13 protein-coding genes are annotated in these 14,278 nt (G+C 63.5%); 7 read left to right on the top strand and 6 right to left on the bottom strand.

Going from position 1 to position 14,278, the window contains the following annotated elements; translation table 11 throughout:
- Positions 1 to 139 precede the first annotated feature (139 nt).
- Positions 140 to 1,231, top strand: coding sequence for a TRAP transporter substrate-binding protein (locus tag GWG67_RS01950; protein WP_027517246.1), 1,092 nt, complete (start codon positions 140 to 142; stop codon positions 1,229 to 1,231).
- Between the two features lie 404 nt (positions 1,232 to 1,635).
- Here GWG67_RS01950 and GWG67_RS01945 read toward each other — a convergent pair whose 3' ends face one another.
- Positions 1,636 to 2,694 carry an alpha/beta fold hydrolase gene (locus GWG67_RS01945; RefSeq protein ID WP_275167465.1) on the bottom strand — a complete coding sequence of 353 codons (1,059 nt, stop codon included), beginning with the start codon at positions 2,692 to 2,694 and terminating at the stop codon, positions 1,636 to 1,638.
- A 313-nt stretch (positions 2,695 to 3,007) separates the two neighbouring features.
- On the opposite strand from GWG67_RS01945, the gene GWG67_RS01940 reads away from it, so the two are divergent.
- The 3 genes from GWG67_RS01940 (at position 3,008) to GWG67_RS01930 (ending at position 6,436) form a co-directional block, all read left to right on the top strand.
- Positions 3,008 to 3,682 (top strand): response regulator transcription factor, encoded by a 675-nt coding sequence (locus GWG67_RS01940; RefSeq protein WP_275167464.1) that lies wholly within the window; start codon positions 3,008 to 3,010, stop codon positions 3,680 to 3,682.
- Between the two features lies 1 nt (position 3,683).
- Entirely contained in the window at positions 3,684 to 5,102 is a 1,419-nt protein-coding gene (locus GWG67_RS01935) for a HAMP domain-containing sensor histidine kinase (RefSeq protein ID WP_275167463.1), read from the top strand.
- A gap of 245 nt (positions 5,103 to 5,347) precedes the next feature.
- Complete coding sequence (locus GWG67_RS01930) at positions 5,348 to 6,436, top strand: TRAP transporter substrate-binding protein (RefSeq protein ID WP_275167462.1); 1,089 nt, start codon at positions 5,348 to 5,350, stop codon at positions 6,434 to 6,436.
- Positions 6,437 to 6,512: 76 nt separating this feature from the next.
- Here the strand turns inward: GWG67_RS01930 and GWG67_RS01925 are convergent, their stop codons facing one another.
- The 5 genes from GWG67_RS01925 to GWG67_RS01905 form a co-directional block, all read right to left on the bottom strand.
- The gene (locus GWG67_RS01925; protein ID WP_275167461.1) at positions 6,513 to 8,168 is read right to left on the bottom strand and encodes a TRAP transporter large permease subunit; all 1,656 of its coding nucleotides are present in this window, start codon (positions 8,166 to 8,168) and stop codon (positions 6,513 to 6,515) included.
- A gap of 27 nt (positions 8,169 to 8,195) precedes the next feature.
- Positions 8,196 to 8,777, bottom strand: a complete 582-nt coding sequence (locus GWG67_RS01920) for a TRAP transporter small permease subunit (RefSeq protein WP_275167460.1) — start codon at positions 8,775 to 8,777, stop codon at positions 8,196 to 8,198.
- Positions 8,778 to 8,946: 169 nt separating this feature from the next.
- Positions 8,947 to 9,981, bottom strand: a complete 1,035-nt coding sequence (gene moaA, locus GWG67_RS01915; protein ID WP_275167459.1) for a GTP 3',8-cyclase MoaA — start codon at positions 9,979 to 9,981, stop codon at positions 8,947 to 8,949.
- A gap of 109 nt (positions 9,982 to 10,090) precedes the next feature.
- Positions 10,091 to 10,591: a hypothetical protein gene (locus GWG67_RS01910; RefSeq protein WP_275167458.1), complete on the bottom strand. Its 501-nt coding sequence runs from the start codon at positions 10,589 to 10,591 to the stop codon at positions 10,091 to 10,093.
- A 136-nt stretch (positions 10,592 to 10,727) separates the two neighbouring features.
- Positions 10,728 to 11,417, bottom strand: a complete 690-nt coding sequence (locus GWG67_RS01905) for an HAD-IA family hydrolase (RefSeq protein WP_275167457.1) — start codon at positions 11,415 to 11,417, stop codon at positions 10,728 to 10,730.
- Between the two features lie 177 nt (positions 11,418 to 11,594).
- On the opposite strand from GWG67_RS01905, the gene rpiA reads away from it, so the two are divergent.
- Genes rpiA through gor form a run of 3 tightly spaced genes read left to right on the top strand, consistent with a single transcriptional unit; the run spans position 11,595 to position 14,273 of the window.
- Positions 11,595 to 12,308: a ribose-5-phosphate isomerase RpiA gene (gene rpiA, locus GWG67_RS01900; protein ID WP_275167456.1), complete on the top strand. Its 714-nt coding sequence runs from the start codon at positions 11,595 to 11,597 to the stop codon at positions 12,306 to 12,308.
- Between the two features lie 2 nt (positions 12,309 to 12,310).
- A complete protein-coding gene (locus tag GWG67_RS01895) occupies positions 12,311 to 12,829 on the top strand; it encodes a DUF2059 domain-containing protein (RefSeq protein WP_275167455.1) in 519 nt (172 codons plus the stop codon).
- Between the two features lie 55 nt (positions 12,830 to 12,884).
- The gene (gene gor / locus GWG67_RS01890; protein ID WP_275167454.1) at positions 12,885 to 14,273 is read left to right on the top strand and encodes a glutathione-disulfide reductase; all 1,389 of its coding nucleotides are present in this window, start codon (positions 12,885 to 12,887) and stop codon (positions 14,271 to 14,273) included.
- Positions 14,274 to 14,278 lie beyond the last annotated feature (5 nt).

Raw genomic sequence — 14,278 nt, 5'->3', positions numbered from 1 at the left:
TTTCGAAAGCGGGGCTTCCGTGTTAAAGGCCCACGGCAGTCAAGCCCCTTCGGTTCGACGCGGCCCAAGAACGCGTCGCCGGAATGAGCGGCAGCAAAGAGGAAGTTAGGGGAAACGCCCCAACAAGGAGAGACTAAAGATGAAGCGTCGTGATTTTCTGAAAGTGTCGGCAGCCGGCGCGGCGGCGACCGCCGCGGTGGCCTCGCCGGCGATCGCGCAGTCCTCGCCCGAGATCAAGTGGCGCCTGACGTCGAGCTTCCCGAAGTCGCTCGACACCATCTATGGCGGTGCCGAGCAGATGGCGAAGTACGTCGCCGAGATGACCGACAACAAGTTTCAGATCCAAGTCTTCCAGGCGGGTGAAATCGTTCCGGGCCTGCAGGCGCTGGATGCGACGCAGAAGGGCACCGTCGAGATGTGCCATACGGTGTCGTATTATTACGTCGGCAAAGACCCGACCTTCGCGATCTTCGCATCGGTGCCTTTCGGCCTGAACGCACGCCAGCAGAATTCCTGGCTGTACCAGGGCGGCGGCAACGAACTCGCCAACGAGTTTTTCAAGAAGTCGAACGTGGTCGGCTTCCCCTGCGGCAACACCGGCACCCAGATGGGCGGCTGGTTCCGCAAGGAGATCAAGACCGTTGCCGACCTCTCGGGCCTCAAGATGCGCATCGGCGGCATCGCCGGTCAGGTGCTCCAGAAGGTCGGCGTGGTGCCGCAGCAGCTCGCCGGCGGCGACATCTATCCGTCGCTCGAAAAGGGCACCATCGACGCCGCCGAATGGGTCGGTCCCTACGATGACGAGAAGCTCGGCTTCGCCAAGGTCGCCAAGTACTACTACTACCCGGGTTTCTGGGAAGGTGGTCCGACCGTTCACGCCTTCGCCAACATCGATAAGTGGAACGAACTGCCGAAGAACTATCAGGCGATCCTCACCAACGCGACCGTCAACACCAACACCTGGATGGCCGCGCGCTACGACATGGTGAACCCCGGCGCCCTGAAGCGTCTGGTCGCCGGCGGAACGCAGCTTCGCCCCTTCACCAACGAAGTTCTGGAAGCCTGTCTCAAGGCGACCAACGAATTGTGGGGCGAGATCTCGGCCAAGAATCCCGACTTCAAGAAGTCGATCGATGCCATGCAGGCCTACCGCTCCGACGAATATCTTTGGTGGCAGGTCGCCGAATACACCTACGACAGCTTCATGATCCGCTCGCGCACCCGCGGCTGATCTTCGAACCAGTCACAAGACGACGCGCCCGGTCTCGTTCGCGAGGCCGGGCTTTTTCTTTGGGGCGACGCGATCGGAAAAGGCGAGGCGGAAGCCGCCGAGCGGCGGTGTCGCCGGGGGCCGGGCGGGGCGTCCAACAAAAAATCTGAAAAACAACCCCATGCACAGTAGACGAGGGGTGAGCGGACAACGCGTTGCGAGTGCAGCCAAACGCTTGATGCGATGGAGCTAATTGGGGGCAGGCCCGAGCATCGCACGGTCGATGGCAACTTCGCATTTTGGGCGCCAAAGCGGGGCAGGCGCGCGTGCTTCAGCGAGACCGTTTGACTCGTCGGGCAAAACAGTGGCATAAAGGCATTATCGCAAAATCCGAAATTGTTGGCTTGGGTGGCTCCTCGCGCTCGTCAGGCGCCGGAAGTCTCTCGGGGCTGCTGTACGCCCGGACCTTCCCGTCCATGAGTCAACACGGCCTCGGCAGCAGCTTCGTCGATGGCCGCCATCACCTCAGCGGTTGCGGAATGATGGATCATGTGTCCCGCTCGGTCGATCCGGCGCAATTTGCTCTGCTTGATCTCGCCATGCAGCCTAACCGACTGCTTGATATCGATCAGGCGATCGTCCTGGCCCGCGATAATGATCGTGGGCATCTTGAGTTCTGCATAAGTCTTCGAACCTGAGAATGCGGCGGGGATCAACATCGTCGCTTCGGCCGCTGTGGCCCGCATCTGTGATGGGCGGACCGCCATTTCTTTCGGAAAGCCCGCGAACTTGCTCGGGACCGGGCGGGGGCCAAACAGCTTGCGCAAGATCGCGGGCCACATCATCCGACCGGCTAGCGGCGAAATCGTGGAGCTGATGATGTCCCCGAGCACCGGTATGGCGGACAGCACCGACGCGGCGCTGTCCGAGCGGGGAGTCGGGAAATAATAACCCGACGCCAGCACGAGAGCCTGCACGAACGAAGGATGTCTTGTCGCCAGCGCAACCGCAACCGACGCTCCCCACGAATGGCCAAGGACAATCGCTTGAGAGACGCCGAGCTGATCGAACGCGTTCTTGAACAGGTCCGCTTGGGCCTCCGGGGTCCAGACGACGTGCCTCGACCGCGAGCTGTGCCCAAAACCGGGACGATCGAACACCAAGACCCTGTAGTTCTCGGCTGCGAGATCAATCAATCCACTCGAGTCGAAATCCTGGACCATGCTGCCATTGCCGTGAAACAAAGCCAGCGGCTTGCCCCTGCCGCGTTCCAAATAGTGCAGGCGAACGCCCTCGACGTCGATGAACCGCCCCTGCGGAGGATTATCGCGTTGCGCTTTGTTCGCGAGCCGCCGGTTCATGATTGCGGTAGCCGCAATGAGGGTACCTGCTGCAGCAAACGCGGCGCCGCCCGGATGTCGCGTGATAGCGGTCAAGCAATCGGATAGAAGGGAGCTGGAACGTGTTCGTCGTGCAACCCGCATGTGCATTACCTTAGGTGGTCTGCACGACGCCCCATCAAATGAGAAATGTTGCAGCTGAGTTAAACGGTTCGCCGGGGTGTTCGTTCCTTGGCAGGATCGATGCGGCGCCGGCGGCGAGGCCCAAGGAGGCAAACGTCCGCCATACGCGACCTCATCCGCACGTGCCCTGATTGGCTTACAGGAACCTGACGGAAGGGAGCGGCCGGCCCGGCCTGCTGCTTTTTCGCTGGCCGAGATGCCCCGGATGGTGGAAGAGATCGAAGATGCGGCGCGAGCCGTGCGGTGATACCGGAACATCCCGCGGGAAAATGCGATGCGCCTTCTGATCGTCGAAGACAATGCCGAGCTGTCGCGGCTGGTTGCCGGCGGGCTGTCGGCGGCCGGCTATGAGAGCGACATCGTCGGCAGCGCCGCCGAGGCGCGCGAAGCCGTGAGCAGCGTCAGCTATGCCGCGATGATCCTGGACCTCGGACTACCCGACGGCGATGGCCTGTCGGTGCTGCGCGAGCTGCGCCGGCAGATGGAGCCCTTGCCGGTTCTGGTGCTGACCGCGCGCGGCGGCTTGCAGGATCGCGTCAGCGGCCTGCGCAGCGGCGCCGACGACTATCTCGCAAAACCGTTCGCGATGGAGGAGCTGGTGGCGCGGCTGGAGGCGATCCTGCGCCGTCCGGGCCAGTTGCTCGGCCGCTCGCTGAGCCTCGCCAACCTCGTCTATGACACCGAAAGCCGCCAGATCTTCGTCGACGACCAGCCGCGCATCATCTCCGCGCGCGAGACCTCGGTGCTTGAGATCCTGCTGCGCCGGCAGGGGCGGGTGGTGCCGAAGAAGAACGTCGAGGACCACATCTTCGGACTCGACGGCGAGGTCGCCTCCAACGCGGTCGAGGTCTACGTCTCGCGGCTGCGCAAGCAGCTCGCCGAGCATGGTGCCAAGGTCGTGATCCACACCATCCGTGGCGTCGGCTATCTCATGGCCGAGGAGAAATAGCGTGGCCCGGATCGCACCTCACGCCGGATTACGCGCCGGGGTCCGTGCGAGGTCGCCGACGTTCAAATCGCTGATCTGGCGCATCGTGTTCCTGCACATCGTGGCGGTCGCGGTGGTCGCGATTTTCCTGCCGCTGGTGCTGTTCTGGCTGCTCAATTCCGAGATCGACCAGCTGCATCGCGATGCCATGCGCGCGCAGGCCGAGGTGTTGGCCGAGCGCATCGTCGCCCAGCCCGACGGTCTGTTGACGTTCAACCTGCCGGACAGTCTCAAGGGCCTTTATTCGGAAGCCTATGGCCGCTACCAGTACGACATTCGCGATGCCGAGGGACATCTGCTGTTCTCGTCGCGGCGCAAGACCGGCACTGCCACGGCCGCACCGCCGCTCTCCGAGACGATTTCCGGCGCCGGTGTCACCCGCACCATTGACGGCAAGGTGATACGCATTCGCGTCGCGGAGGACCTCGGGCACCGCGACGTCATCATCGACGATATCGTGTCGAACTTCTTCCGGCGGGTCGGGTGGATCACCATTCCGATCCTGCTGGTCCTGCTCGCCATCGACATCATCATCTTTCGCCGCGCTGTCGCGCCGCTGTGGAAGGCCTCCGAGGAGGCGAGCAATATCGGCCCGGCGCGCACCGACATCCGCCTGCCGACGGAGCAGATCCCACGCGAAATCATGCCGCTCGTCATCGCCGTCAACCAGGCGCTCGACCGACTCGAGGATGGCTTTCGGGTGCAGCGGCAGTTCACCGCCGACGCCGCGCATCAGTTGCGCACGCCGCTCGCGATCCTGCGCACGCGGATCGAGACGCTCGGCGACGGCGCCGCGAGGCAGGCGCTGCATGCCGACATCGAGGGCATGAGCCGCATCGTTGTGCAGCTGCTGGAGATCGCTGAACTCGACACGCTGGTGCTCGATCCCGGCGAGACCGCGGATTTGCGCGTGGTCTGCGCCGAGGTGGTCGGTTCGATCGCGCCGCTCGCGATCGCGCAGCACAAGGATATCGCGCTGAGGGGCACCGAGGCGCCGGTGCTGATCCACGGCAATTCCGTGATGCTCCAGCGCGCGATCTTCAACCTCGCCGAGAACGCCATCAAGTTCACGGCAAAGGACACGTCGGTCGATGTCGATGTGAGCGAGGACGGTGCGGTGCACGTGCGCGATTGCGGCCCGGGAATTGCGGAAGCCGAGCGCGAATTGATCTTCCACCGGTTCTGGCGCGCCGACCGCCAGCGCAGCGACGGCGCCGGGCTCGGGCTGTCAATCGTGCGCGCCGTCGCGGATGATCACGCGGCGACGGTTGCGGTGGCGAATCTTCCGGGCGGTGGCGCGCAGTTCACGCTGCGGTTCAGGCTGGCGGATGGCGTGCAGCCAGCCGGCCCCAATTCGGCGGCCGGAGCGGCGGCAGGTTGAACCTGCGCCGTCTCGATGGCGGCGTGTGGTCGCCAGGCGTCCAACGGGTCTGCACCACTTCGTGCTCCGTCTTCCGATCACCGGCTATCGATCTAAGCCTAAAGTCGTAGGACCCGATGGCGCGGGAGCTGAGCATTTTCATCCCTGACATCGTGAGGGATGGAAATCGGACGAGACATGTTCCATGCTGGCCTCCAAGCCTCGGCAAGAAGGCCCACCGTCACAATCCATCAGGGTAGGAAATCATGAAAAGACGAGACTTCATCAAGGTCACCGGGCTTGGTGCGGCGGGTGTCGCCACGCTCGCCGCTCCAGCGATCGCGCAGACGACGCCCGAGATCAAATGGCGCATGCCGACGAGCTGGCCGAAATCACTCGATACGCTCTATGGCGGCGCCGAGATGATGGCCAAGATGGTCGCGGAAGCAACCGACAACAAATTCCAGATTCAGACATTTGCGGGCGGCGAGATCGTGCCGGGCCTTCAGGTGCTCGACGCCGTGCAGAACGGTACCTGCGAAATCGGCCACACCGCGTCCTACTATTATTTTGGCAAGGACCCGACCTTCACCTTCGGATCGGCGGTGCCGTTCGGACCGAACATGCGCATCAACCAGGCCTGGTACACACTCGGCGGCGGCAGGGACATCCTCAACGAGTTCTACAAGAAGTACAACGTCGTCTCGCTGCTTGCCGGCAATACCGGCTGTCAGATGGGTGGCTGGTTCCGCAAGGAGGTCAAGACTCCCCAGGACTTCAGCGGATTGAAATTCCGCATCGGGGGCTTCGCCGGAAAAGTGATGGCCAAACTCGGCGCCGTGCCGCAGCAGATCGCCGGAGGCGACATTTATCCGGCGCTGGAGAAGGGCACCATCGACGCTGCCGAATGGGTCGGACCTTATGACGACGAGAAGCTCGGCTTCGTCAAGGTCGCGCCGCATTATTACTTCCCGGGCTGGTGGGAAGGCGGGCCAATGCTTCTCGCCTTCGTCAACCAGGACAAGTGGAATGCGCTGCCGAAGCACTATCAGAGCATCCTCGAGCAGGCGGGGCACTATGCCAACAACTGGATGATGGCGAAGTACGACCAGGCCAATCCACCGGCGTTGCGGCGCCTGCTCGCGGCCGGCGCCAAGCTGCATCCGTTCTCGCCCGAGGTCATGCAGGCCTGCTTCAAGGCGTCAAAGGAGCTGCACACCGAAGTCTCGGCCAGCAATCCGGACTTCAAGAAGGTCTACGAATCGCTGACCGCGTTCTCGAACAACGGATATCAGTGGTTCCAGGTCGCCGAAGTCGGCTACGACAACTTCATGGCGCGCAACTCGCAGAGCTGATTGCGAGCCACGATCGGCCCAAACGAAAGAACCCGGAGCGAAAGCTCCGGGTTCTTTTTTGCGGGCGGGCCGGGCGCTATTGCTTCGGCTGGCCGAAGTCGAGCGGCGGCAGATCGATCTGGGGAATGTCGATCTTGATGCTGTTGGGATCGACGGTGGACTGCACGCCCTTGTAGTGCATCACCATCGACGGGAACATGATCACGAGCAGCACCATGATCATCTGGATCACGACGAACGGCACCGCACCCCAATAGATCTGTCCCGTCGTGACCGGCTCCATGCGCTTGCCCGTGACGCGATCGGTATAACGTTCCTTAGGCGCAACCGAGCGCAAATAGAACAGCGCAAATCCGAATGGCGGGTGCATGAACGACGTCTGCATGTTGACGCCGAGGATGACGCCGAACCAGATCAGGTCGATGCCGAGATGCTCGGCAGCCGGCCCGAGCAACGGGATCACGATGAAAGCGAGTTCGAAGAAGTCGAGGAAGAACGCCAGCACGAACACGAAGGCGTTGACGAAGATCAGGAAGCCGACCTGGCCGCCGGGCAGGGAGGTCAGCAGGTGCTCGACCCAGACGTGGCCGCTGACACCGTAGAAGGTGAGCGAGAACACGCGTGCCCCGACCAGGATGAAGACGACGAACGCGGACAGCTTCGCCGTCGATTCGGTGGCCTGACGGATCAGGTCCCAGGTCAGCCGCCGCTTCGCGGCTCCGAGAATGAGGGCGCCGGCTGCACCCATGGCGCCGCCTTCGGTGGGCGTCGCGACACCGATGAAGATCGTGCCCAGCACCAGGAAGATCAGGAACAGCGGCGGCACCATGACGAAGGTGGTCTGTTGCGCCATCTTCGAGAGGAAACGGAAGCCCGTCAGCTTGTCGAGGACCCAGTTCGCGATGGCGACGAAGAACGCGAAGAGGATGCCGAAGAACATGCTGAGCACGACGAAGTCGGCGCCGTGTGTCTCCGAATTCCGCATCATGAACCAGCCGAACACGCAGCTCGCCAGGAACAGCACGCCGAGCGATCTGAGGCCGCGGTCGCCGCTCTCCTCGCGGAAACCGATGGCTTCCTTGGGCAGGCCCGGGGCGGCGTTCGGGAAAATCATGGTCACGAGGAACGCGTAACCTGCATAGAGGCCAGCGAGCACCAGGCCCGGAATGAACGCGCCCTCGTACATGTCGCCGACCGACTTGCCGAGCTGGTCGGCCATCACGATCAGGACGAGCGAGGGCGGAATGATCTGCGCCAGCGTGCCGGAGGCCGCGATGATGCCGGTCGCCACGCGGCGGTCGTAGCCGTAACGCAGCATGATCGGCAGCGAGATCAAGCCCATCGAGATCACCGAGGCCGCCACGACGCCGGTCGTCGCCGCAAGCAGGGCGCCGACGAACACCACCGCGTAGGCGAGGCCGCCGCGGATGGTGCCGAACAACTGGCCGATGGTGTCGAGCAGATCCTCGGCCATGCCGGAGCGCTCGAGCACCAGTCCCATGAAGGTGAAGAAGGGAATGGCGAGCAGGGTGTCGTTGTTCATGACGCCATAGACGCGCTCGGGCAGGGCCTGGAGAAAGTCCGGGTGGAATTGCCCGAGCTCGACGCCGATGATTGCGAAGAAGAGGCCGACGGCGCCGAGCGAAAATGCCGCCGGATAGCCGAGCAGCAGCACGACGACGAGCGTCCCGAACATGATGGGCGCCAGATTGGCGATGATAAACGCAGTCATGACTTCCCCCTAAACCGTCGCCAACGGCTACTTCTTTTCGATCGCTTCAACGAGGTGCTCGACCTCGGCCTCTAGTGCGGATACCTGCGACTCGTGAGGGTCCGGGATCATGCCGCGCATGATTGCAATTCGTTTGATCAGCTCGGAGATGCCTTGGACGAGCAGGAGGGCGAAGCCGATCATGATCAGGGCTTTTGCCGGCCATTGCGGCAGGCCGCCCGCATTGCCGGATTGCTCGTTGATCTGGAGCGAGCGCAGGAAGAACGGTATCCCGGTCACGATCATGACAACGGTCAGCGGGATCAGGAAGAAGATGTGCCCGATGATGTCGATGATGTTGCGAGCCCGCTTCGGCATCATGCTGTTGAAGATGTCGATCCGGATGTGCTCGTTGTCGAGCAGCGTCCAGGACGCGCACAGCAGGAACACGATGCTGAAAAGCACCCATTGCAGCTCGAGCCACGAGTTGGAGGACGTGTCCAACGTCTTTCGGATGATCGCATTGACCGCCGAGATGACGACTGCGACCAGGATCAGCCACGCCAGACGCTTGCCGGTCCAACGTGTGAACGCGTCAATTCCATTGCTCAGCTTCAGGAGCGCTTGCAAGATTGGTCCTCCCCGATTTGCCCCGGCCGTCTTGACTGCGCCGAGTGGCGCGTTGGCTTGTCTCGCCGCGCAGGCATGAGGCAGCCGCACCAAACCAGCGAGTTTGCCGCCAGTCAATCGGAAGTTTGTTGATAGTTAAGGGGAATAAGCCGCGGCCGGGTAGCCGGCGCTAGCCGCCCGTGACGCTCATGTGCCTGCTGACGCTGGGGCGGTCGTGGCGGCGGTCGATGATGAAATCGTGGCCCTTGGGCTTCAGGCCAATGGCGCGGTCGATCGCATCCGCAAGCAGCGAATCGTCGTCCGATGCACGCAGAGGTTTGCGCAAATCGGAGGCATCCTCGTGGCCGAGGCAGGTGTGCAACGTTCCCGTGCAGGTGACGCGTACGCGGTTGCAGGATTCGCAGAAATTATGGGTCATCGGGGTGATGAAGCCGAGCTTGCCGCCGGTCTCGGCGACGCTGACATAGCGCGCCGGCCCGCCGGTGCTCTCGGCCAGATCCGTCAGCGTGAACTGCTGGGCGAGGCGCGCGCGCACCAGCGACAGCGGCAGGTATTGATCGATTCGACCCGATCCGATCTCGCCCATCGGCATGACCTCGATCAGCGTCAGCCCCATGCCCTTGCCGTGGGCCCAGCGCATCAGGTCGGGAAGTTCGTCCTCGTTGAGGTTCTTCAGCGCCACCGCGTTGATCTTGACCGCGAGGCCCGCAGCGCGTGCCGCGTCGATGCCTTCCAGCACCTTGTCGATCTCGCCCCAGCGGGTGATCTCGCGAAACTTTTGCGGGTCGAGCGTGTCGAGCGAGACGTTGATGCGGCGGACGCCGCAATCGGCGAGTTCGCTTGCGTGTTTCGCAAGCTGGGTGCCGTTGGTGGTCAGCGTCAGCTCGCTCAGGGCGCCGCTCTTGAGATGCCGCGACAGCGAGCGCACCAGCGTCATCACGTTGCGGCGGACCAGCGGTTCGCCGCCGGTGAGGCGCAGCTTCTTCACGCCCTTGGCGATGAAGGCCGAGCACAACCGATCGAGTTCCTCCAGTGTCAGCAGATCCGCCTTGGGCAGGAACGTCATGTCTTCCGACATGCAGTAGAAGCAGCGCAGGTCGCAGCGGTCGGTGACGGAGACGCGCAAATACGAGATGGTCCGTCCGAACGGATCGGTCATCGCGCTCGACAGCGCGGTGCGGGGGCTCGCGGAAAGTCCGTTCATACCAAAATGCCTTGTCACTTGCGGCAACGCGAGCAGTTTTGCTTCAGCGGTGTCCTGGAAGCAATCTAAGCATCGAACGCGTCAGAGACAATTGGGGGGATGACGGAGGTCAGCGCTTGCCCGTGTTTGGATCGGGGAACGGCGAGGCCGCGGCCGGCGCGGCAGCAGCAGCCGGGGCAGCGACGGGCGCCGCCGATTTCGGCTTCTTCGGCCGGTGCGGCTTGCGCACCGGTTTCGGTGGAATGGCCGGCTGGAGCTCCGCGAAAACCGGGTTGGGGTCGGTGGTGACCGAGGCGGGCGTCGTGAAGTCGCCGGGATTCCTGATGACGTTCACCGGCACGCTTACCGGCTGGTGTTTTGGCAATGCGAAAGCGACCGTGAAGGGGGCGTCGGGCGCGGGAACCGAGACGGAGCAGGGGGTCTTGCAGCCCGCTCCGAGTGAGGTCGTGGCGTCCGCACCCGGGGGATTGGATTCGAGCCGGACCTGGACGGTCGGCGGGGCCGATTTGAACATGTCCCAGGAAACCGAAGACATCGAGGAGCAGCCGGCAAGGCTTGTTGCCCCGAGGACACTTACTCGAGCTAACGCAAACGAGATGACACGACGCATGACATCCACCTAGTGCGACGAACCGCCACATCCCCGGACGAACTTAGGAGCGTCGTTCCGAACGAGCAACCGGCGGGCCGCGCATAGTTAGCAGATGGTTAACGCGGGATTCCGCGGAATAACCAAGCGATGTCAATTACTTGAGATCTGCGTGCGCAGTCATCAGGCTGCTGGCGGCGGCCGGCAGGTCGCGCATGTGATGGATCAGCCGGTCCGGCTTCAGCTCGGCGATCGGCACGTCCGTATAGCCGAAGCTCACTCCGATGACGGGAACTCTGGCGCGCCGGGCCACGCCGACATCGGGTCCGGCGTCGCCGACCATGATGCTGGCTTTGACCTCGCCGCCGGCCTGCGCCACCGTTTCGCGGAAAATGGTCGGATCGGGCTTTTGGACGCCAAAAGTGTCGGCGCCGCAGATCGCGGCGAAGCGCCGGCTCAGGTCGAGTTGGTCCAGCAGGCGTTTCGACAGCCATTCCAGCTTGTTGGTGCAGACCGCGAGGCGATGGCCCTGGGCCGCAAAATGGTCGAGTGCGGTCTCCAGCCCCTCGAAGGGCCGGGATTCGACGGCGATATTGTCGGCATAATAGGCGATGAAATCGGCCGTCATACGGTCCATGTCGGCAACCGTGACGCTGCGGCCCTCGGCCTCCAGCCCCCGCTCGATCAGCTTGCGGGCGCCGGCGCCGATCATGTTGCGGGCCGAGGCCATCGGCACGGGCGGCAGCCCTTCGCGGTCGAGCACGTAATTGAGCGCGGTGATCAGGTCGGGCGCCGTATCCACAAGCGTGCCGTCGAGATCGAAGACGATGGTGTAGGAGGGGGTCATGGTCCAGCGCTACCGGCCCGGCCCCGCCCGCGCAAGGGCCGAAGCCATAAGATCACCTTATAAGGTGGACCCCTGAGGCCTGTTCCCCCAGACCCTGTTCTCCGAGGGAAAACGAGGCTACACAGGCCGCCGCGAGCCTATCCGGCAGCACACTCGTCATTCAGGGACGGCGCAAACGTGAACATGGACCAATTGAAGCGGCAGGCTGCGGCGCGCGCCCTCGAGGACGTCCGTGACGGCATGCAACTCGGGCTCGGCACCGGCTCGACCGCAAAACATTTCGTCGAACTGCTCGGCGAGCGGGTCCGCGCCGGACTGAAAGTGATCGGCGTGCCGACCTCCGAGGCGACGCGCCTCGATGCGCTGCGATGCGGCGTGCCGCTGACCACGCTGGACGAGATCGACCATCTCGACATCACGGTCGACGGCGCCGACGAGATCGACCCCGAACTCAATCTGATCAAGGGCGGCGGCGGCGCGCTGTTGCGCGAGAAGATCGTGGCGGCCGCCTCGGATCGCATGATCGTGATTGCCGACGACACCAAATGGGTGCCGACACTCGGCCGCTTTCCGCTGCCGGTCGAAGTCATCCCGTTCGGGCTCGGCGCAACGCGACGCGCGATAGAGAAGGCGTTTGCGGAATGCGGCGTTTCCGGGCAGATGGCGGTCCGCAACGGCAAGGACGGCCACGTTTTCGTCACCGATGGCGGCCACTGGATCGTCGATGCCCAGCTCGAAATGATTGAGGATCCCGCGCGCCTCGCCACGGCGTTGAGCGCGATCCCCGGCGTCGTCGAACATGGTTTGTTCATCGGCTTGGCCAGCTCGGCTGTTTTGGCGGGTGGCGAGGGAATTCGCGTGATTGAACGGCGAAAGCCGAAGGGAGACTAGGAATGAAGAGCGTTTGGAAATTGTTGCCCGTCGCGACCCTCGCTGTGGGACTGGCTCTCTCGGTCGCCCCGGCCGGGGCCCAGCAGCCAGCGGCGCCGAAATCGTCGCCGGCGGCCATCGCGGCCGCCAAGGAAATCCTGGCGATCAAGAACGCCAGTGCGATGTACGCGAACGCCGTGCCCGGCCTGGTCGAGAAGACCAAGATCGCGCTGATCCAGCAGAACCTCAACTACCAGAAGGACCTCACCGAGGTCGCCCAGGTCGTCGCCCAGCAGCTCAAGGGCCGCGAGAACGAAATCGGCGAAGGCATGGCGCAGGTCTATGCCAGCGAGTTCACCGAGCAGGAGTTGAAGGATCTCGTCACCTTCTACAAGTCGCCGCTGGGCAAGAAGCTGATCGAGGCCGAGCCGCGCGCCATCGGGCTGAGCATGGCCTTCATGAACTCCTGGGCCCAGAACTTCTCCGAGACCGTGATGGGCAACTTCCGCGCCGAGATGCGCAAGCGTGGCAAGGAGATATGACAGTTCCTATCTGATCAGAATCCGGATCATGTTCTGAAAGAGGTCGGAGTGGACAATGGCTGAATTCGACGTCGACCTCTTTGTCATCGGTGGCGGTTCGGGCGGCGTGCGTGCCGCCCGCATCGCGGCCGGTTACGGCGCTCGCGTGATGATCGCGGAAGAGTACCGCATGGGCGGGACCTGCGTGATCCGCGGCTGCGTGCCGAAGAAGCTGTTCGTCATCGGCTCGCATTTCCGCCATGAGATCGAGGACGCCGCCGGTTTCGGCTGGACCGTTCCACCTGCGACCTTCGACTGGCCGACGCTGATCGCCAACAAGGACAAGGAGATCGCGCGTCTGGAGGCGGCTTACACCGCCAATGTCGAAAAGTCGGGCGCGCAAATCGTCAAGAGCCGCGCGGTGATCGAGGACAAGCACACCGTCCGCCTGCTCGAGAACGACCGGAAGATCACCGCAAAATACATTTTGATCGCCACCGGCGGCGCGCCCAATCACGGCGCTCCGATTCCCGGCATCGAGCACGTGATCTCCTCCAACGAGGCGTTTCACCTGACGAAGCTGCCGAAGCGGATCGTGATCCAGGGCGGCGGCTACATCGCGCTGGAGTTCGCCGGCATCTTCGCCGGCTTCGGCTCCGACGTCACAGTGATCTATCGCGGCGACAACATTCTTCGCGGATTTGACGAGGATGTTCGCGCCCACGTCCGCGCCGAGATGGAGAAGCAGGGCATCACCATCCTCACCGGCTGCACGGTGGCGAAGGTCGATCGGCACGGCGAGGAATTCACCACGCATCTGTCGAACGGATCGAGCCTCGCCTCCGACCAGGTGATGTTCGCGATCGGCCGCCATCCGGCGGTGGCCAATCTCGGCCTGGAGAAGGCCGGCGTCGCCATCAACCCGCGGAACGGCGGCATCGCCGTCGACCATTTCTCGAAGAGCTCGGTCGACAGCATCTATGCGATCGGCGACGTCACCCACCGCTTCAACCTGACGCCGGTCGCCATCCGCGAGGGCCATGCGTTCGCCGACACCGTGTTCGGCAAGCGCGAGGTGCAGGTGGATCACGCCAACATCCCGACCGCCGTGTTCTCGCAGCCGGAGGTCGGCACCGTCGGCCTCACCGAGACCGAGGCCCGGGCGCAATTCAGCCATGTCGACATCTACAAGACCACGTTCCGCCCCATCAAGGCGACAATGTCGGGCCGCGATACCCGCGTGTTGATGAAGCTCGTCGTCGACGGTTCAACCGACCGCGTGCTCGGCTGTCACATCGTCGGCGATGCCGCGGCGGAGATCACGCAGGCGGTCGCGATTGCGGTGAAGATGAAGGCCACCAAGGCCGATTTCGATGCGACGATCGCGCTGCATCCGACCGCGGCCGAAGAGCTCGTCACCATGCGCACCCCGACCGCACGCCACGTACGCCAGGCGGCGGAGTAGCCCGC

Origin of the sequence: Bradyrhizobium sp. CSS354 (genome assembly GCF_029051725.1) — a bacterium.
GTDB lineage: Bacteria > Pseudomonadota > Alphaproteobacteria > Rhizobiales > Xanthobacteraceae > Bradyrhizobium.
Note: the sequence above shows the minus strand (reverse complement) of the source record. Positions and strands in the feature narration are given on the sequence as shown.